The organism is Methylomonas sp. DH-1 (assembly GCF_046097555.1).
Lineage (GTDB): Bacteria > Pseudomonadota > Gammaproteobacteria > Methylococcales > Methylomonadaceae > Methylomonas > Methylomonas koyamae.
The window spans coordinates 2,351,119-2,370,491 of record NZ_CP143089.1 but is presented as its reverse complement, the minus strand read 5'-3'; the positions used below and the strand labels follow the sequence as shown (position 1 = coordinate 2,370,491).

Here is a 19,373-nt window from a genome sequence, read left to right as displayed (position 1 = left end):
TTTATTCGCCTGAAGCCGTCTGTGGACGGTTTTCAGGCGTACTTCACCCTAGGTGGGCGCACTCCACGCCGGTTTCGGCGTGAACACCAATAGGTTGAGCAAGCGCGTCAGGTTGTAGGCGGCGAAGCAAAACAAGGCTTGGCCAGCGACTTTGGCTAAGCCGATGTGACGGGTTTTGCGCAGGCCGCCGACCGTTTTGACCCAGCCAAAGGCTTCTTCGACGATTTTGCGGCGCTTGAGGCTTTGGGCGTAACCTTTGCCGCGCGCGGTGCGGCCATCGACGGCACTGCCGGTCTTTTTCCGGGCCACATGGGCTTTGATGTCTTGCGCCTTGAGTTTGTTGACGAACGCCGGTTGGTCATAGCCTTTGTCGGCACCGACGCTACCGCCTTTGGGCACACGGCGTTTGATCATTGTTTGCGCGGCTTCGATTTCGGCGGTGCCGGTGGCTTGAGTGGTTTCGACATCGACAATCAGGCCGTTGCGATTCTCGGACAAGGCATGGGTGATGTAACGCAGTTTGGCCTCGGTGTATTCGCCTTTCTTGTAGAGCCGCGCTTCCGGGTCTGTCGTGCTTTGGTGGGTGGCGTTGCTGCGCTTTTCGCCGCTGAAGTCGACCTCGGGATTGCGGCCGGCGGGTTTGTCCGGGCCGCTGCCGTCTTTCTTAACGAAGCTTTTGTGCGAGGCCCAGGCTTCAATGAGGCTGCCGTCGACACTGAAGTGTTCGTCGGACACCAGGTTTTGCCATTCGGCTATGGCCAGTACCCGCTCAAAAAATTCGCGACTCAGCGCTTCGGACAGCAGCCGTTCGCGGTTGGCGCTGAACACGCTGCGTTCCCAGACAGCATCGTCGATGCCCAGACCGACAAACCAGCGAAACAGCAGGTTGTAGTCCAGCTGTTCCATCAACTGGCGTTCGCTACGAACGGTGTACAGCACTTGCAACAGCAAGGCGCGCAGCAGTTTTTCGGGCGCAATCGACGGGCGGCCAGTGTGCGAGTAACGCTCGGCAAAGACGGCATTCATAGAGGTCAATACGCCATCGACGAGTAGACGTAAACGACGCAACGGATGCTGTTTGGGAATACGTTCTTCCAGGCTAACGTAGCTGAACCAGCTACTTTGAATGGCATCGTGTCCGCGCATTGAAAGGCTCCAAATTTAGGTAGCCTATTTTAACAGTTGGCGGCTCATCTATGCCTTAGCCTACTTGGCTTTTCGAGTTTTTCACCAGCCTGCTAGTGGCTTACCATCAACCGTTTGCACTAACCATTGAGGATTGATTAATGCTTCTAATTCAGGCAAAAATGCCAGCAAGCTGCCACTTATACTCACCACAATTAAAAATGCAGTCATCACTAGCCCCGCGTAGCGATGCAACAGAACCCAAAAGGAACGTATTTTCATCAAACTCTCAAGAGAATTAAGGACTGTATGAGAGAAATGGTAACGATCTAATCCACCAACACGATTAAGATCAAATTCTTTTCAAACCATCGGTAGCATCATGGATAACTTACCGATGATTTGAAATATAGATACTGGATAGGTTATCTCATATTACCTCAAACCCAACATATTAGGTGAATATTAATACTCGATTTTAATAGAGCCTATAAATGTTCTTGGAGCACCATAAAGCGCTGTTCCATAGCTATAAATACCTCCTAAATACGTTTTATCGAGCAAGTTGTCGGCATTCAGTTGCGCAGTGACTCGGCTACTGCCTACTTTCCACATCTGGCTAGCCATTAAATTCAACGTTGCATAACCAGCAGTTTTCATGGTCTCCGTATAACCAATGTAGCGAGTTCCGATTGCCTGCACACCGGCACCAATTTTTAAACCACGTAACGCTTCGTCTTGAAAATCATAAGTTGTCCATAAACTACCGCTGTTCTCGGGTGTGTTATGTAACCGTTTACCCATGGTGCCTGCGCTGGGAGTATCGATTAGTGTTTTAGCATATGGCATATAACTATAAGCACCAATAACTTGCCAACCTGGCAAAATTTGACCTGTTAAATCAAATTCAAGACCTCGTGTTTCTGCTTCTCCAATTGCTCTTACTGTACCAATTGAATCTTGCATTCTCAGGTTTTGTTTTTTTAGATTGTAGTAAGCTAGCGTCGCGCTCAATTTACCGTCAAAAAGTTCAGTTTTACTTCCAACTTCCCATTGCTCAGCAGTCTGGGGATTCAGAGGTGTGGCATTAAAATTACCCTGTGATGCACCAAAGTTTTCTGTATAACTGCCGTAGAGAGAAAGCTCTGGTAAAGGCTGCCAAAGAATTCCGCCACGCGGTGAGATTTTATCGTTTGTTGTAGATGGGTATACTCTTTCAAGAGCATTAATCCCACTTTTAACAGAGCTGTTATTATCAGCAGTATCGTATCTCAATCCCGCTAATAGATGTACATGATAAGGCAATTCAATTTGATCTTGACCATATATGCCAAACCACGGCCAAGAGGTTTTTGCCGTACTGTAATCGCTAATTGCACCAAAATCTGGCGCATGAACTAGATCATACACATTTGTGCTAGGCGTGCCGGGTGGTCCAAAAAAGGCCGAAGTAATCCGCTGGTCAGAACGCATATAATCAGCACCAAAAAGGGCTGTATGTTTTACAAAACCGGTATTAAATTTTCCAGTTAACAGGCTGGTGAAAAACCCACTGATATTTCCCCTTACCCACGGTTGCCGTGATTTTTTCGTGTTGAAATCGGTCATGACATCGAGTTTCAAGCGTTTTGCCCCTGTTTCAAGGGCTTTTTATTCGCCTGAAGCCGTCTGTGGACGGTTTTCAGGCGTACTTCACCCTAGGTGGGCGCACTCCACGCCGGTTTCGGCGTGAACACCAATAGGTTGAGCAAGCGCGTCAGGTTGTAGGCGGCGAAGCAAAACAAGGCTTGGCCAGCGACTTTGGCTAAGCCGATGTGACGGGTTTTGCGCAGGCCGCCGACCGTTTTGACCCAGCCAAAGGCTTCTTCGACGATTTTGCGGCGCTTGAGGCTTTGGGCGTAACCTTTGCCGCGCGCGGTGCGGCCATCGACGGCACTGCCGGTCTTTTTCCGGGCCACATGGGCTTTGATGTCTTGCGCCTTGAGTCCGTTGACGAAAGCCGGTTGGTCATAGCCTTTGTCGGCACCGACGCTACCGCCTTTGGGCACACGGCGTTTGATCATTGTTTGCGCGGCTTCGATTTCGGCGGTGCCGGTGGCTTGGGTGGTTTCGACATCGACAATCAGGCCGTTGCGATTCTCGGACAAGGCATGGGTGATGTAACGCAGTTTGGCCTCGGTGTATTCGCCTTTCTTGTAGAGCCGCGCTTCCGGGTCTGTCGTGCTTTGGTGGGTGGCGTTGCTGCGCTTTTCGCCGCTGAAGTCGACCTCGGGATTGCGGCCGGCGGGTTTGTCCGGGCCGCTGCCGTCTTTCTTAACGAAGCTTTTGTGCGAGGCCCAGGCTTCAATGAGGCTGCCGTCGACACTGAAGTGTTCGTCGGACACCAGGTTTTGCCATTCGGCTATGGCCAGTACCCGCTCAAAAAATTCGCGACTCAGCGCTTCGGACAGCAGCCGTTCGCGGTTGGCGCTGAACACGCTGCGTTCCCAGACAGCATCGTCGATGCCCAGACCGACAAACCAGCGAAACAGCAGGTTGTAGTCCAGCTGTTCCATCAACTGGCGTTCGCTACGAACGGTGTACAGCACTTGCAACAGCAAGGCGCGCAGCAGTTTTTCGGGCGCAATCGACGGGCGGCCAGTGTGCGAGTAACGCTCGGCAAAGACGGCATTCATAGAGGTCAATACGCCATCGACGAGTAGACGTAAACGACGCAACGGATGCTGTTTGGGAATACGTTCTTCCAGGCTAACGTAGCTGAACCAGCTACTTTGAATGGCATCGTGTCCGCGCATTGAAAGGCTCCAAATTTAGGTAGCCTATTTTAACAGTTGGCGGCTCATCTATGCCTTAGCCTACTTGGCTTTTCGAGTTTTTCACCAGCCTGTTAATTCTAAAGAATTATAGAAGTTATTTACATAATCATTTCCGTCAATATTCTGAGCAAACCGAGCCCTATTAACCAAACCATTTGCACCCAAGCTAATCGGCCTAATATATCGAATCGTTTCAGGCGCAAAACTTGCATTAAATCTATGCCGCAAACTCCAATTTTCATTAAATTGATGTGCCGTATTCATAGAAAATAGTACGTATTGATCATTCGTATATGCCCACGGCTCGCTGAGATTTAATCGACGCGATTGATAAGGCACTTGCTGGCCGTTCGCATTTAATAACAATTGTGGAGCAGCTTTAGTTTTTATATCACTGTATTCTAATTTGAAGGTCGACACAGTTTTATCTGATATATTCCACCGTAACATTGGTGCCGCAAATACTCGTTCTTGACCTGCATAATTCGCAATTGAATCGTTTGTTTGATAGGCAAAATTAACCCGATAAGCCAAATCTTTATTTTTTGTTAACGGGCCAGTTGCATCGATATCAGTACGATAATGATCGTAAGAGCCAAATTGTTGACGGAGACTATAATACGGAGTGTCCAATGGCTGCTTGGTAACGAAATTAATAATACCGCCAGGCTCCGCTCGCCCATATAGGATTGAGCCCGGCCCTTTTAGTACTTCCACTCGATCAACATTGGCCATTTCTTCTGTATGATAAGCATTATTGGCAAATGGATAACCATCTCTATAATAATTCCATACATCAAATCCTCGAACAAAAAACTGCTTATCTATCCCTGAACCGTTTACAACACCACTTACATTTCGTAACGCCTGATCCATCGTTACCGCCTGCTGATCTTTCAAAACCTGCTGTGGCACAACTTTTACCGACATTGGCGTTTGCATGATAGGCGTATCGGTTTTCGTCGCAGTAGAAGACTGTGTACGGTTGTAATCAGTGTTGTAAGGATCGTTTAAATCATACGCAGCCTTCCCCAAAACCTTCACCGCCGGCAATGTCGATGCCGCATCACTTCCAGTTTCTGCAACTTTGATTGCTACCGAGTTGTCATCCGCGATGGTATAGGTCAAACCGCTGCCCGCAAGGAGTTTTCTAAAACCCTCTTCAACGGTATATTCGCCATCCAATCCCTTACTGGTTTTGCCATCGGTTAATGTGGATTCCCCGGTAAACAGGATGCCGGCATCACGCGCAAACTGGCTAAGAGCCTGTCCCAAGGAACCGCCGCTGATGTGGTAGCTTTTCCTGTTGGTTGTTTCTTCTCCATGGGCTGCGACTGAAGCGGTCAGTGCTGAGGCTAATAGAATTCCCTGTATTGCTTGGCTCAATCGGGATGGGTGAGAACCCGGGCTGCAGCGGCGGTGCGTGTTTGACATCGGTTTTTTCTCCATTTGCGGTGTTTTCATTAGCTAATACAAACGAGCCTGGAAAAACCGGAACTGCAAATTGAAGAAAATTTAATAAATTTTTTAACTGATTGTTTTGTATGATTTTATTTTTAGTGCGTTTTGAAGCGATTTTTTACAGCCATTGCCTTGTGCCAGCGCAGTATTTTCTTGCAGAACCTTTTGCTAGTAATCATAATGGTCAAATAAGCCATTTTAACCATTACCGGAAAAAATCATGATTACCATTCCCTCGACTGAAGCCAAAACCCGTTTCGGCGCATTGCTGGATACGGCGCAACGGGCTCCCGTGACCATTGAAAAGAAAGGTCGCGCCGTTGCTGTTCTGATTTCTGGATCAGAATATGAGGCCTACCAAAAACTGAAATTACAAGCCTTGCAAAATGATCTTTTGGAAGGGCTTAAACAAGCCGATCAAGGCCAGTTATTGGACAGTGAAACCGTCTTTCAAGATTTGATTTAAGGCGCTTTCAGCCATGGGGATCGTGCGGTTTACATCATTAGCCAGCAATGACCTAAAGGCTATTCGTGATTTTATAGCCTTGGATAAACCCAAAACCGCTTCCCAGTATATGGGCATACTCAAACAACATTGCCAACGTTTGGCCGATTTTCCGTTGATGGGGGTGCAACGCGCAGAATATTTCGGGCTATACCAGTTTCCCGTGGATGAGTATTTGATCTTTTACAGACCATCTCAAACAGGGATTGAGGTTATCCGCGTAATCCATAGTAGCCGCGACATTGAGGCACTCTTAAAACCGGATGAAAACGAAGCATAACCCAGATCAGCGCGGCAGGACTTTAACCCAGTAAGGTAGCGGGTGTGTGAGTTTGACGGGTAGGTTAGCCTCAAGAAACGCTAGAATTTTGTCGGTATCTTTCAGCGGGTAGGAACCGATGATCCGTAAATCGGCAATCTCGGGATCGCAGGTAATGTAGCCTGGCCGGTAACGGCTTAGTTGCAACAAAAATTCGCTGAGCGGCAAATCGTCGGCAACGATAAAGCCTTGGGTCCAGGCCGGTTTTTCCTGGCTGTGTCTGTGGATCGTCTCAATGTGGTTTGATGTGAATTGGACTTGTTGGCCGGCGCGTAGGGTCTGTTTGGCGGAATTTGTGTCAGAGGGTTGGATTTCTACGGCATCTTGAAACACGGCAACCTGTGTCCGGTTTTCGTGTTGGCTAACGCTGAAGCGTGTACCGAGTGCCTGAACTCTGCCTTGCAAGGTATCGACGACAAACGGCCGTTTCCAGCCAACGTTATCAGGTGCTGTTTCGATGTAAATTTCCCCTTTAACCAGTTGCAGTCTGCGTAAATTAACCGAGAAATCAACGTTAATTGCACTGCCGCTATCCAGAGCCACAGTGGAGCCGTCGGTTAGGGTTATGGTTTTACTTTCGCCGAGCGCTGTATGTTGATCGGCCGACCATTCCTGCCAATAGCGGCCGCGCGAAATCTGCCAGCCCGACAATCCGGCAACACCCAATAGAGCCATGCTCAACAGCATGCGTCTTCGAGTCAGATCGGGCGCATTTAACGCTTCGCTAGCGGCAAAGGCGGCCTGTGGTGGGAGTAATTTAAATTTGTCGGTATAAAACTCGACTCTGGACCAAGCCAATTGATGGTCCGGGTGCGAGGATAACCAGGCTTGCCATTGCGCGGTTTCGTCAGGGCGAACGTTGCCAGAGCTTAGAACCATAAACCATTCAGCGGCCTCCGCCACGACACGAGGATGGATCTTTTGCCGACCTCCGGAAGACATATACTGTCAGAACTCCACGCTCAAGCACAGCGCCATGGCTTGTACCATGTACTTTCTGATCATACGATCACTGACGCCGAGTTTTTCGGCGATTTCAATGTAGGTAAGTCCATCAATCTGGGACATAAAAAATGCCTTACGTGCCTTTTCTGGTAAGCGATTAAGCAATTCATCAATTTCTTGCAGGGTTTCCAGAATAAGGGCATTTTCCTCCATTGACAACGCAGTGGCTTCAGGAAGTGCTGAAATGCGCTCCAGATACACTTGTTCAAGCGTGGTACGGCGCAAGTGGTTTATCAGTAGATTTTTTGCGATGGTGGCGAGATAGGGCCTGGGTTCGCTTAAATCCGGCGAGCGACCCGACGCCATCACCCGCACAAAAGTGTCTTGCGCATGATCTTCGGCCTGCAAGCGACATTGCACTCGCTTGTTCAACCAGCCGAGCAGCCAGGAGTGATGCTCGCGGTATAGCTGGGACAGGGCTTCATTCGTCAGCAATTCCGTCGCCATTAATAACCCCTATTCATGTTTAAAGGTTGTACTCTCAAAGCGATACGCAGACTGATGGTCATAAATTTGCTTGCCTCGCTTCATCCTAAAGATTGCCGATTTTGTGTTCTCTGACGGATTAAATTTTTAGTAAAAAACTCAAGTATTTAGCAAAAAATATTCCAAAACAAATTTATCAGCATTACTTTAAAGTGCTGGATTGAAATTAAGCATTTTTTACAATTGGTTAGGCAATAGTAGAAATGATATTTTCTGCTAAAACATCAACGTTAATGGGGTTGATGATGCAAAGCCACAAACGATAGCTGTGTTAAATAATCTATTCATTATGAAAAATTAGGTGAAATGCCTTACTGGCAATCGCAAAAAGGAGCGCCATTATCCGGTTGGATAACGCGCTCTTATGCTCAAAAATTTAGCTGTATATACTTGCTGACTGAACGGATTGTCACCGAAGCCGGTTTGCCTTGCTGATCCAGTGTTGCAACGAAAGTTTTACCGTAAAGCGCAGGACGGCCGAAAAAGTTTGGCAACAGTCGCTGCATGGCATTGGCCGGATCGCTGGTGGTGTTGGCCACCACAAAAGCAACGAAGGCATCCGAATTGCTTTCGAAGGTCGATTCCTGAAATTCATCGTATTCGCTTCTGAAGCTGGCCATTTGTTGCAACACCTGAGCCGAGAATTAACGACTGATGGCGAGGAGGCGCGAAGTTCACATAGTAATTTGGTGGCTAAGCACTCTATTGATCTTCCAAGAAGCACAACCTTGAGCGTCTGCTTTTATCAAATCGGCTCTGCAAACACTTTTGAATTTGATATGTCTGGGCGTCTCCTAAGGGTCGTTTGCGTCAGTTTATAGCTGTAAAAACCTGACGCAATCATAGCGAAGAATATACAGCCGACTACCAATTGAAATCAGTTGCGGGTCTGATAGGAAAACGCTGATGCGCTGCCCTAAATAAAAAGGCGCTTCACCCAGCGCCTTTCCACTCCAATTCACAATCAACTACCAACTAAAACTAGCGCTGACTTGGCCGCTGCCGTCGTAGCTGTAACCGGTTTTGACTACCTTGCTGACCGTAAAGGCGCAAGTGCCGGAAGAGTTGGCCGGCAAGTTCGCGCTGGCGATAGTGGCGGAACCGGTGGTAACGGTAGTCGCCGAGGCCACACCGGTCAGCGTCGTCGAACCCGAATTGGTTTTTACCGAACCGCTCCAGGAACCGTAGACGGTGGCGCCGGCGACGCCCGACGTGCCGTCGTTGACGGCGACCGTTGCCACGCATTGCGCCTTATTTTTCCCAAGCAGTCTCCGCGTCAGTTTGGTGCTGCCCACCTTGATGCCGATTGCTGCCGCCGGAGCTTGTGCGACGCTAATCGTTTGCGTCGCGCTGCTTTTCAGTCCGCTGTTATCGGTCACCGTCAACGTTGCGCTATAGGTGCCGACCGCGTTGTAAACGTGGCTGGCGTTCGCGCTAGCGGCATTGGCGCTGCCGTCGCCGAAATTCCAATCGTACCCGACAACCGAACCGTCTTGGTCAACGGAACCGGAGCCATTGAAACTGACGGTCAACGGTACGCTACCGCTCGTCGGCAAGGCCGTCAGGATCGCGCTCGGTGCGAGCGTGGTGGCTGAGCTTTTCGGATAACTGCCGGTAATCCGGTATTGGCCGATGCTGGCGTAATCGGAATACCCGGTGCTTAGGTCGCCGTAGCCGGTACCGTCTACTTGCAGAAAGTACTGGCCGGCGGCCAGCGTTGCCGTCAACGTGGCCGACAAGGCATCGGCCGGGTTTGCCGAAACCAGGGTATTGCCTTGGCTGTTAAGCAACTTTAACGAAATATCCAAATTCGGAGAACTCGAACCCGAGACGGCGTTGAATTGCACGCTGCCGCCATCGGTGAAGAAGGTAAATAGATCGACGTCGGTCCGGCGCTCGATGATTCCGGTTTGCAAGACCGCACTCGAAGTTCCGGACAAGGGTGCCGCGGTGGCCGTAGTGTTGCCGAAGTCGTCGGCGCGTTGCGGCGCTCCGGCCGCGGCGATCACGGCAATGTCGTCTTGCGGATTGTTGGCGTCGGGGTATTCGCCCTTGCTCCATTGCGTCAGCGGTTGGTAATAGCCGACCCCCATGATAGGCGCCCAGCCGGTAGCGCCGCTGCCCTGGCCGGCGTAGTAACTGGTGGTGGAGGTGCCGTCGTGGGTCAAGTTCAGCGCGTGGCCGACTTCGTGGGAAACGGCATCGGCCACGTATTTCGGATAGCCCCCGCCCAATTTGTCGAAAAATACCCAGACCGGGTTGTAATAGTCCGGATTGCTGGACGAGTAGTAGGAAAACACGTTGATGTAAGACACCCCGCCGCAGGATTGACTGCAAAGCTCCGGCATCGATTGGGTAACTGCAACGCGCACGCCGTACACGGCATCGGAATTGCTGGTACGCCGTAATGCGTCGGCCGCCGGTTCCTGGGTGGTCACATCCACATCGAAGGGCGCATAGTCCTCGGCTACCCGCTGCCAGATGTCGCGTATGTTGTTCTGTTCGGCAGTGCTGAAACCGCTCGGGTTGGCGTCGGTATCGTAGGGTTTGGCCGTCAGCGTACCGCTGTACCAAGCGCTGTTGCTGGCTTGGTAGCCGTTAAAATCCAGATACACGGTACGGTTCGATCCGGGTTTGCTGTGAAGTGTAAATGGATCGGTATTCGCCGCTGCGGTGGCGGTAAACGTATCGATTCCCGCGGCAGTAGCGGCATTTGCGCGGTTAACCTCCGTAATCCGATTGTCCGGCATAACAGTCTGCTCATGCTCGGAGTCGATGTACAACAAATGCCCGCTTTGGTCGATCCAGGCGCTAGGGTCGGTGCGTAAGATCGATTGCAAACGCTCGGCCGACATGCCGTATTGTTCGGCTACCGCAGGTAATTGGTCGCCTAAAGCTTCTATCGCCGCCTGACCGTTGACTTTTTCTTTAAGCGTCACTTTCGGAAAAGGCATTTCGGTGGCTTCAGTTCCCCCTGCCCCAGCCGAGATCTGGACCAACGCGTCTCCCGCTTGAGTCCCAATAGTATTTTGCTGGCCGGAGCCGTTCAATCCGGACACGAAGGCTTGGTAGCGGCCATCGTCGAGCAGTCGTAAGCCGTAGTTATAGCCGACTAGCGTTTTTTCGGCGGCTTCGCGGGTCGGGAAATAGAGCGGCGCAGTTAAAAGATTGGCGGCAATCAGGGAAGCGGCTAATGGCATTGGATTTCCTTATTTATAGAATCGGCAGCATGCGCGTTGTAACGGCCTGATATCGCCACAGGTAAAGCGGGATATTTCCGGGCTTTCGGCATGCAGATACAAACAATCGCGCGTTATCGCGTCGGATCAAAAAGACCCCGAATCTACAGATGAAAAATGAAAGAAAACCTAGGGAAAACGTTAAGATTCGATGAAAATCATATTCGGGAGAGGCTCGATAGCCTCGACCGAAATGTCCGCAAAAGTGGAATCGAAATGAGTCAGATGACTCGGGAGAATTGTTGTTGCTTCTGCGCCAGATACTTGTCAAACACCATGCAGATGTTGCGGATCAACAGGCGGCCGGCGCTCGATACTTGAATGCCTGCGGGTGTTAGATCCAACAAACCGTCCGATTTCATCGGCTGTAGGTTTACCAGTTCAGCGGCAAAATAGTCGTTAAAGACGATATCGAATTCCCGTTCGATTTTTTCGAAACTCAGTTCGAAATGGCAAATCAGCTGGGTGATCACCGCCCGCCGGAGTTTGTCGTCGGCGTCCAGATCCACGCCGCGAAATACCGGTAATTTCCGCTGCGAGATGGCCGCAGCGTATTCGTCCAGTTCCTTGTAATTTTGCATGTAGGCGTCGCCGACCCGGCCGATAGAGGTCACGCCCAGCCCCACCAAATCGCAATCGGAATGGGTGGAATAGCCCTGAAAATTGCGGTACAGCTTGCCTTGGCGCTGGGCCACCGCCAGTTCGTCGTCCGGTTTGGCGAAATGGTCCATGCCGATGTAGACGTAGCCGGCATCGGTGAGTTTTTGCCCGACCATTTGCAGTATCTCCAATTTGGTCGCCGGCGACGGCAAGGCCGCTTCGTCGATCTGGCGTTGCACCTTGAACCGGCTCGGCATGTGCGCGTAATTGAAAACCGAAAACCGGTCCGGTGCATAGGCCAATATTTGATCCAACGTGTCGGCAAAGCTTTGCACGGTCTGCAGCGGCAAGCCGTAGATCAAATCGATGTTGGTCGAGCGGAAGCCTTCCTGACGTGCCGCGGCCAACACCGCAAAGGTTTGCTGCTTGCTTTGCAGCCGGTTGACGGCTTTTTGCACGTCCGGATCGAAATCCTGCAAGCCCAGACTGATGCGGTTGAACCCCAATGCGCGCAATTCGGCGATGGTGCGGTCGTTGGTTTCGCGGGGATCGACTTCGATGGAGTATTCGCCGCTATCGTCGGTGTGCAAGTTGAAATGAGCGCGGGTGGTGTCCATCAAGCGCCGCATTTGCTCGGCATTCAAAAACGTCGGCGTACCGCCGCCCCAATGCAATTGGTTGACCGGGCGATTCTGGTCGAACAGCGCGCCCTGCATTTCGATTTCCCGGCACAAGTTGTCCAGGTAAGGCACCGCATGCGCACGGTTCTTGGTGACGATTTTGTTGCAGGCGCAATAAAAACAGACCGTATCGCAAAACGGAATATGCAAATACAACGACAGCGGGCCGCCGGCGGCGTTGGATTTTTCGATGTGTTGGCGGTACTCGGCCTCGCCGAAGCCTTCGTGCAATTCCAGCGCGGTCGGGTACGAGGTATAGCGCGGACCGGACTTGTCGTAGCGTTTGATCAAGTCCAGGTCGAATTGAATCGATTGGTCCATCATTTCAGTTCCCGGTCTATGGTCAGGTTAACCGCTGCCGACTGCGAACCGTCCAGATTGACTTCGGCAGTGCCGATCAGATCGCCCGGCTGCGGCATCGCGTTACCCGACTTGGAAATACGGGCGACGATGCGCAGTTGCTTGAAATCGGCCAGATGGGTTTGCGGCTGCATCGCCATGCTGTCGTTCAGTACGGTCTGCAAAGGTAAGTCTTTGACTTGTTTTTTGACGATGGCCAGCGGCATTTTTGGTCCGTTCACGGCTTGGGCGTAGACGAATAGCGTATCGGCGGGATCGGCTTTGCTTTTCAGTTCGGCGGCCAGGCCGGCATCGACCTTGATCTCGACCGGCGCCGCGGCTGTCGAGGCAGTACCTGCGCCTTGCTCGGCTTCGGCCATTGCAATCATTTTTTGCAATTGCTGTTTGGTTTCGTCCTGCTCGGGCAACATCGCCGCCAGCTTTTGCCAATAGGCGATGGCTTGGCCGTAATCGCCTTCCTCAGCCTTGGCCATGCCACCCAACCACAGAGCGGTGTGGTCTTCCGGCACCAGCTTCAACGCTTGATCGACCAATTCGGCCGGTTCGCCGCGCATCTGGCCGTTGCGCGCCATCGACAAGGCATCGGCGTAATGCAGCATCACTGCCGGATCGTTGGGTTTACGCCGGTTCAATTCGGCAAAGGCTTGGGCGGCGTTATCGTATTGCTGCATGTACAGATAAGCCCGGCCCAACATCATCCAGCCTTCCAGGTCTTCCGGCCGTTGCTGCAGGCGTTGCGCCAACGCCGCCACCATATTCTGTACGTTGTCGGCTGCCTTGGCCTGGTTTTGGGCCAGTTCGGCCTTGGCCGTGGCTTCCGGCTCGCCGAGCGTCAGATAGAGATACAAGCTGAGCAACGGCAGCGCCACGCCAACCAACGGAATCGCCCAGCGCCCGCTAGCGGAGCGGGCCGGCGCTTGGGTTGGCGCGTCTTGCTGAATTTCGTCCAACAAGGCCAGTTGCAGTTCCTGGTATTGGGCGTCGAATTGGCTTTGCGACAGGATGCCGTCCTGCAGTTGTTGTTTCAGTTCGGCCAGTTGTTGCCGGGCGATGGCTTTATTGCGTTGTTCGCCGTCGGCGTCGTGCAGCGGAGCGGTTTTGAACAGGGGCGGCAACAGAATGGCCAACGCCACGGCCAATAAGCCGGCAATTGCCAGCCAAAATTCGATAGTCACGCGTCGTCACCCTGTTCCAGAATTTTTTTTAATTTCTCGCGCTCGGCAGCCGACAAGGCCTTGTCCGCGCCGGCGCCCTTGGCGCGCAAGGTCCAGACCACGGCCAAACCGGCGAACAAGAACAATACCGGCCCCAGCCAGAGCAAAAAGGTTTTTAATTTGAAGGCCGGTTTGTACATGACGAAATCGCCGTAACGTTCGGTCATGAAGTTGACCACATCCTGGCGCGACTTGCCTTGTTGCAGCATTTCGTAGACTTGGCGGCGCAGATCCTTGGCCAGATCGGCGTTGGAGTCGGCGATGGTCTGGTTTTGGCAGACCAGACAACGCAACTCGTTGATCAGGCTCTGGTAAGCCTGTTCCTGTTCCGGTTGTTTGAAGTCGCGGTATTCGATGTCGGCGCGGGCCTGAGCCGCAAACACCGATAAAATTAGGATAAACCAATATTTCATGCGGTTTCCGCCTCGAGCTGTTGAATCAGCGGTAAAAACAGTTTTTCCAGATCGCCGGGTTGAATCGGTCCGGTATGTTTGTAACGCACGACGCCGCGCTTATCGATAACAAAAGTCTCCGGCACGCCGTAAACGCCGTAATCGATGCCGGTGCGGCCGTCGCTGTCCATCACGCTGACATTGTAAGGATTGCCCTGCTTGGCCAGCCAGGCCTGGGCGGCGTCGGCTTGGTCCTTGTAGTTCAAGCCGACCAACGTGACTTTGTTCATCTTCGCCAATTGGTTCAACAGCGGATGTTCTTCCCGGCACGACACGCACCAGGACGCCCAGACGTTCAGCAGCCAGACTTTGCCTTGCAAATCGGCTTGGCTCAAAGTCCGCTCCGGCGCGGCCAGGATCGGCAACTTAAAGGCAGGCGCCGGTTTATCGATCAAAGGCGACGGAATTTCTCGCGGATTCAGTTTCAACCCTATCGCCAAAAATACCGACAAGGCGATAAACAGCAGTAACGGCAATATATATTTCATCGGTTTTCAGCGGTTTGTTTGTTGGGCAACCGATAGCGGCGGTCGCAGGCGGCCAGCATTCCACCCAGCGCCATCAACACGCCGCCCAGCCAAATCCAGCGGATAAAGGCTTTGTAATAAACCCGCAAGCTCCAGGCGCCCTGCTCGCCCAACGGCTCGCCCAAGGCCACGAATAAATCCCGAAAAATTCCGGCATCGATAGCGGCTTCGGTCATCGGCATGGTTTGCACCCGGTAGACGCGTTTTTGCGGGGCCAATTCGGCCACTATTTCGCCGTTATGGCTGACGCTGAGATGGCCCTGTTCGGCGCGGTAATTCGGGCCTTCGCTGGCAGTGACGCCGTGAAATTGAAACACGTAACCGAACAAATCCAGAGTTTCCTCCGGCGCCAGCCGCACGTCGCGTTCGATGCTGTAAACCGAGGTGAAGCTGATGCCGATCACGAACACCGCGATCCCGAGATGGGCCACGGTCATGCCGTAAAAGCCGGCTGGAATTTGTTTCAGGCGTTGCCAGGACCAGCTTTGCAGGCGTTGTTTAAAGGCAAAGGCGCTGACGGCCAGAGTCCACAAGGCCAGCGCCACGCCCAACGCGGCGCCCCACGAGTAAAACGGCATCGCCAAAGGTGCCAGCAAAGCGATGCCGATACAACCGGCAATCAACCCGCGCAGGCGTAAGCCCAGCGCATTGATGTCGTCGCTTTTCCAGCGCAGCAGCACGCCGACACCCACCACCAGAGATAACGGTGCCATCAACGGGATGAACACCGCATTGAAATACGGCGGACCGACCGACAATTTACCCAAACCCAGCGCATCGACCACCAACGGATACAGCGTACCGAGCAGAATGCTGGCGGCGGTAACGACCAACAACACGTTATTGACCAACAATACCGTTTCCTTGGACACCAATTCGAAGCGGGCGTAACTTTTTACCTGCGGCGCGCGGATCGCATAAAGCAGTAACGATCCGCCGACTACCACGCCCAAAAAGATCAGGATGAACAAACCGCGGGCCGGATCGCTGGCGAAGGCATGCACCGAGGTCAACACGCCGGAACGCACCAAAAAGGTGCCAAGCAAACTCAACGAGAAGGCGAAAATCGCCAGCAGCACGGTCCAGGTCTTGAATGCGCCGCGTTTTTCGGTGGCGGCCAAGGAATGGATCAAGGCGGTGCCGACCAGCCAGGGCATGAACGAGGCGTTCTCGACCGGGTCCCAAAACCACCAGCCGCCCCAGCCCAATTCGTAATAGGCCCACCAACTGCCCAGCGTGATGCCCAGCGTCAAAAACATCCAGGCCACGTTGGTCCAAGGCCGCGACCAGCGGGCCCAGGCCGAATCCAACCGACCTTCCAGCAGAGCGGCAATCGAAAACGCGAAGGCCACCGAAAAGCCGACATAGCCCATGTACAGCATCGGCGGATGGATCGCCAAGCCGGGGTCCTGCAACAAGGGATTCAGGTCGCGGCCTTCGGCCGGTGCCGGAAACAGGCGTTCGAACGGATTCGAGGTCAATAACAGGAACAGGATGAAGCCGACGCTGACCAAGCCCATCACGCCCAGTACTCGCGCTCGGGTCGGATCGGGAATCCGGGCGCTGAAACCGGCGACCAATCCGGTCCAGATCGACAGGGCCAATGCCCACAGCAGCAACGACCCTTCGTGCGCGCCCCACACCCCGGAGATCAGATATAAAAACGGCAAGGCGGTGTTGGAATTCTGCGCCACGTAGGCCACCGAAAAATCGTGGCTGATAAAGGCATAGGTCAAACAGCCGTAGGCCAGCGCGATGAACGCCAACTGGCCGAAGGCGGCCGGCCGGGCGACGTGTACCCAACCGCTAATTTTCTTGCCGGCGCCGAGTATCGGCAGCGTGCCTTGCACCAACGCCATGCATAGCGCCAGGATCAACGCGAAATGGCCGATTTCCGGGATCATGGCTGCGCCGCCGGTTTTTTCAGGCTGCCGGCGACTTCCGGCGGCATGTAATTTTCGTCGTGCTTGGCCAGCACTTCTTCGGCAACGAATACGCCGCGGTTATCCAAGCGGCCTTTGGCAACGATGCCCTGCCCTTCGCGGAACAAATCCGGCAAGATGCCGGAATATTCGACAGTAACTTCCTGGCTGAAATCGCTGAGTTTGAACTGCACCAGCAAGTCGGCATTGGGCCGTTGCACACTGCCTTTGACGACCATGCCCCCCAGGCGGAATACGGCGTTGTTCGGCGCCTTGCCGGCGACGACGTCGCTGGTCGAGAAGAAATACATCAGGTTTTCGTTGAATGCTTTCAACGCAAAAAAAGCCGCCAGGCCTAAGCCGGCCAACATTAACAGGATTAACAGCAGACGCTGTTTGCGGATCGGTTTCATTTGGATTGCGCGCGTTTTTGTTTGATGGCCAGTTGCCTGAAGAGTTGTTTGCGTTGCCAGACCGGCCACACCACGTTCGCCGCCAACACCAGCGCCGTAACGGCGTATGCCGGCCAGACATAGGCGGCGTAACCGCCCATGTACCAAAAGCTGTCCCAACTCATGCTTGTTTCTCCAACATATTTTTCACCCATTGCGACGCCGTTTCCCGCTTCAGCAATTCCAGTTTGGCCGCCTGCAACACCGCAATCAGGTAGTAAAACTTGAATGCTATCGCCATCAGCAACAGCGGTACCAACATCGAGACGTGGATCGACGGTTTATCCAGTTTGCTGACCGTCGCCGGCTGGTGCAGCGTATTCCACCACTCCACCGAATAATGGATGATCGGAATATTGACCACGCCGACCAGGGCCAGGATGGACACCGCCCGGGCCGCACTGCGTTTGTCTTCGATCGCGCCGTACAGGCTGATCACGCCCAAATACAGAAACAGCAGGATCAATTCGGAAGTCAGGCGGGCATCCCATACCCACCAGGTACCCCACATCGGTTTGCCCCACAACGAGCCGGTCACCAGCGCGACGAAGGTGAAACCGGCCCCGATCGGCGCGCTACTGATCAACATCACCTCGGCCAGTTTCATCCGCCAAATCAGGGCAATGCCGCCCATTACCGCCATCATCGCGTAGACGAACAACGACATCCAGGCCGCGGGGACATGAATATAAATGATGCGGTAACTGTCGCCCTGTTGGTAGTCGGTGGGCGCCAGGTATAAACCGCCGTACAAGCCGGCGCCGAGCAACAGCAGAAAAACGGCCGTCAACCAAGGGATGAAGCGGTCGGCCAGCGCGTAGAAATGCGGCGGCGAGGAAGTACGATGAAAAAACCGGCTGACCGGCGCAGGTATCCAGGACATCAATTAACACTCATTTTTAACGCAATGGAAGCCGGCAAGGGAGCCAGGGCCAGAGCCGCCAGCAACATCGCCAACAAAATATTCAATTGGGCGCCGACCGGCAGGCCGCCGGCCGCACGGTCGACCGCGCCGCTTGCGAAAATCAGCACCGGTACGTATAACGGCAATACCAACAGGGACAACAGCATGCCGCCGCGGCGCAAACCCACCGTCAACGCGACGCCGATTGCGCCGATCAGGCTCAATAACGGAGTAGCTAAGATCAACGTTAGCCATAAAGTTCCCATCGCCTGCTCCGGCAATCCCAGAAACAGGGCCAATAGCGGTGCCACCAGCAACAACGGCAGCCCGGTAACCAACCAATGGGCGACGATTTTGCCCAACACCAACACCGACAAGGCATGCGGGCTGAGCAGCATTTGTTCCAACGAGCCGTCTTCGAAATCGCTGCGGAACAAACTGTCCAAAGACAGCAAAGTCGCCAACAAGGCCGATACCCAAATTACGCCCGGCGCCATCGCTTGCAGCAAATTGGGCTGGGCGCCGATCGCCAGCGGAAACAAGGTCACCACCAACACGAAGAAAAACAGCGGATTGGCCATTTCGGCCCGGCGCCGAAACGCCAACAATAAATCGCGGCGGATGATGGCCAGAAAGGCGCGGATCAATGACATGCTTGCAGATGGATACGTTTCAGATTCAGGTCCGCCATGCGCAGATCGTGGTGCGAGGTCAAGACGGCGATACCGCCGTGGCCGATGTGGTCGGCAATCAACGATTCGATCAAGGCGATACCGTGTTTATCCAATGAGGTGAAAGGTTCGTCGAGTATCCACAACAGGTTTTGGGTAATCAACAGCCGGGCCAAAGACAGGCGCCGTTTTTGTCCGGCCGACAAGGTGTGCACCGGATTGTCGTCGAACCCGGCCAGCCGGACTTTGTCCAGAGCTTCATCGATTCGGTATTTTCCCGGAGCGCCCAACGCCAACGCAAAGTTAAGATTCTCCAACACCGTCAATTCCTTTTTGGTGCCGTCGGCATGGCCGACGTAGGCCATATCCCGATAATAGGAACTTCGCTCGGCCGGCTGCCCGCACCAGATGATTTGGCCGGAATCGGCTTCGCGCAATCCGCACAGGATACGCAACAGCGTGGTCTTACCGCTGCCGTTGGCCCCTTCCAGTAACAGCGATTGCCCGGCCTGCACCTCGAAATTCAATGCCGAGAACAACAAGCGTTCGTCGCGAAAGCAGGACAAATCCCTGACTTCCAGCGCCGCGTGTTGCAAGTTATCCATTCAACTGTTCCTAGGTCCGGTGGTTCGAGA

At 53.2% G+C, this 19,373-nt stretch carries 21 protein-coding genes; 2 read left to right on the top strand and 19 right to left on the bottom strand.

Going from position 1 to position 19,373, the window contains the following annotated elements:
- Window positions 1–48: 48 nt before the first annotated feature.
- From VXJ35_RS10975 to VXJ35_RS10955, 5 genes are all read right to left on the bottom strand, one after another.
- Window positions 49–1,146: an IS5 family transposase gene (locus tag VXJ35_RS10975; protein ID WP_064020044.1), complete on the bottom strand. Its 1,098-nt coding sequence runs from the start codon at window positions 1,144–1,146 to the stop codon at window positions 49–51.
- Between the two features lie 81 nt (window positions 1,147–1,227).
- Window positions 1,228–1,407, bottom strand: a complete 180-nt coding sequence (locus VXJ35_RS10970; RefSeq protein ID WP_082880885.1) for a PepSY domain-containing protein — start codon at window positions 1,405–1,407, stop codon at window positions 1,228–1,230.
- 183 nt (window positions 1,408–1,590) lie between these two features.
- Window positions 1,591–2,748, bottom strand: coding sequence for a TonB-dependent siderophore receptor (locus VXJ35_RS10965; protein ID WP_231914896.1), 1,158 nt, complete (start codon window positions 2,746–2,748; stop codon window positions 1,591–1,593).
- A 74-nt stretch (window positions 2,749–2,822) separates the two neighbouring features.
- On the bottom strand, window positions 2,823–3,920 hold the full coding sequence (locus tag VXJ35_RS10960; protein ID WP_064019980.1) for an IS5 family transposase: 1,098 nt from the start codon (window positions 3,918–3,920) through the stop codon (window positions 2,823–2,825).
- Between the two features lie 81 nt (window positions 3,921–4,001).
- A complete protein-coding gene (locus tag VXJ35_RS10955; protein ID WP_082880884.1) occupies window positions 4,002–5,405 on the bottom strand; it encodes a TonB-dependent receptor in 1,404 nt (467 codons plus the stop codon).
- A 217-nt stretch (window positions 5,406–5,622) separates the two neighbouring features.
- Between VXJ35_RS10955 and VXJ35_RS10950 the strand changes: the two genes are divergently transcribed.
- On the top strand, window positions 5,623–5,868 hold the full coding sequence (locus tag VXJ35_RS10950; protein ID WP_064021580.1) for a type II toxin-antitoxin system Phd/YefM family antitoxin: 246 nt from the start codon (window positions 5,623–5,625) through the stop codon (window positions 5,866–5,868).
- A 13-nt stretch (window positions 5,869–5,881) separates the two neighbouring features.
- Entirely contained in the window at window positions 5,882–6,187 is a 306-nt protein-coding gene (locus VXJ35_RS10945) for a type II toxin-antitoxin system RelE/ParE family toxin (protein ID WP_064021579.1), read from the top strand.
- A 6-nt stretch (window positions 6,188–6,193) separates the two neighbouring features.
- On the opposite strand, the gene VXJ35_RS10940 is transcribed toward VXJ35_RS10945, so the two are convergent.
- The 14 genes from VXJ35_RS10940 to ccmA form a co-directional block, all read right to left on the bottom strand.
- Window positions 6,194–7,168, bottom strand: a complete 975-nt coding sequence (locus VXJ35_RS10940; protein WP_064021578.1) for a FecR domain-containing protein — start codon at window positions 7,166–7,168, stop codon at window positions 6,194–6,196.
- A gap of 6 nt (window positions 7,169–7,174) precedes the next feature.
- Complete coding sequence (locus tag VXJ35_RS10935; RefSeq protein WP_064021577.1) at window positions 7,175–7,678, bottom strand: sigma-70 family RNA polymerase sigma factor; 504 nt, start codon at window positions 7,676–7,678, stop codon at window positions 7,175–7,177.
- A 407-nt stretch (window positions 7,679–8,085) separates the two neighbouring features.
- Window positions 8,086–8,337: a hypothetical protein gene (locus VXJ35_RS10930; protein ID WP_231914894.1), complete on the bottom strand. Its 252-nt coding sequence runs from the start codon at window positions 8,335–8,337 to the stop codon at window positions 8,086–8,088.
- Between the two features lie 348 nt (window positions 8,338–8,685).
- A complete protein-coding gene (locus VXJ35_RS10925; protein WP_064021575.1) occupies window positions 8,686–10,917 on the bottom strand; it encodes a PKD domain-containing protein in 2,232 nt (743 codons plus the stop codon).
- A 260-nt stretch (window positions 10,918–11,177) separates the two neighbouring features.
- Complete coding sequence (gene hemN, locus VXJ35_RS10920) at window positions 11,178–12,557, bottom strand: oxygen-independent coproporphyrinogen III oxidase (RefSeq protein ID WP_197496090.1); 1,380 nt, start codon at window positions 12,555–12,557, stop codon at window positions 11,178–11,180.
- The gene (gene ccmI, locus VXJ35_RS10915) at window positions 12,557–13,771 is read right to left on the bottom strand and encodes a c-type cytochrome biogenesis protein CcmI (RefSeq protein ID WP_064021573.1); all 1,215 of its coding nucleotides are present in this window, start codon (window positions 13,769–13,771) and stop codon (window positions 12,557–12,559) included. The genes hemN and ccmI overlap by 1 nt, the downstream gene beginning before the upstream one ends.
- A complete protein-coding gene (locus tag VXJ35_RS10910; RefSeq protein WP_064021572.1) occupies window positions 13,768–14,223 on the bottom strand; it encodes a cytochrome c-type biogenesis protein in 456 nt (151 codons plus the stop codon). The genes ccmI and VXJ35_RS10910 overlap by 4 nt, the downstream gene beginning before the upstream one ends.
- On the bottom strand, window positions 14,220–14,750 hold the full coding sequence (locus tag VXJ35_RS10905) for a DsbE family thiol:disulfide interchange protein (RefSeq protein ID WP_054759637.1): 531 nt from the start codon (window positions 14,748–14,750) through the stop codon (window positions 14,220–14,222). The genes VXJ35_RS10910 and VXJ35_RS10905 overlap by 4 nt, the downstream gene beginning before the upstream one ends.
- Window positions 14,747–16,693: a heme lyase CcmF/NrfE family subunit gene (locus VXJ35_RS10900; protein WP_064021571.1), complete on the bottom strand. Its 1,947-nt coding sequence runs from the start codon at window positions 16,691–16,693 to the stop codon at window positions 14,747–14,749. Before VXJ35_RS10900 ends, VXJ35_RS10905 begins: the two co-directional genes overlap by 4 nt.
- Window positions 16,690–17,124: a cytochrome c maturation protein CcmE gene (ccmE, locus tag VXJ35_RS10895; protein ID WP_054759639.1), complete on the bottom strand. Its 435-nt coding sequence runs from the start codon at window positions 17,122–17,124 to the stop codon at window positions 16,690–16,692. Before ccmE ends, VXJ35_RS10900 begins: the two co-directional genes overlap by 4 nt.
- Complete coding sequence (gene ccmD / locus VXJ35_RS10890; RefSeq protein ID WP_054759641.1) at window positions 17,121–17,288, bottom strand: heme exporter protein CcmD; 168 nt, start codon at window positions 17,286–17,288, stop codon at window positions 17,121–17,123. Before ccmD ends, ccmE begins: the two co-directional genes overlap by 4 nt.
- Window positions 17,285–18,046: a heme ABC transporter permease gene (locus tag VXJ35_RS10885; protein WP_064021570.1), complete on the bottom strand. Its 762-nt coding sequence runs from the start codon at window positions 18,044–18,046 to the stop codon at window positions 17,285–17,287. Before VXJ35_RS10885 ends, ccmD begins: the two co-directional genes overlap by 4 nt.
- Window positions 18,046–18,720, bottom strand: a complete 675-nt coding sequence (gene ccmB / locus VXJ35_RS10880) for a heme exporter protein CcmB (protein ID WP_054759646.1) — start codon at window positions 18,718–18,720, stop codon at window positions 18,046–18,048. Before ccmB ends, VXJ35_RS10885 begins: the two co-directional genes overlap by 1 nt.
- A complete protein-coding gene (gene ccmA / locus VXJ35_RS10875) occupies window positions 18,711–19,343 on the bottom strand; it encodes a cytochrome c biogenesis heme-transporting ATPase CcmA (protein WP_064021569.1) in 633 nt (210 codons plus the stop codon). The genes ccmB and ccmA overlap by 10 nt, the downstream gene beginning before the upstream one ends.
- Window positions 19,344–19,373: the final 30 nt, after the last annotated feature.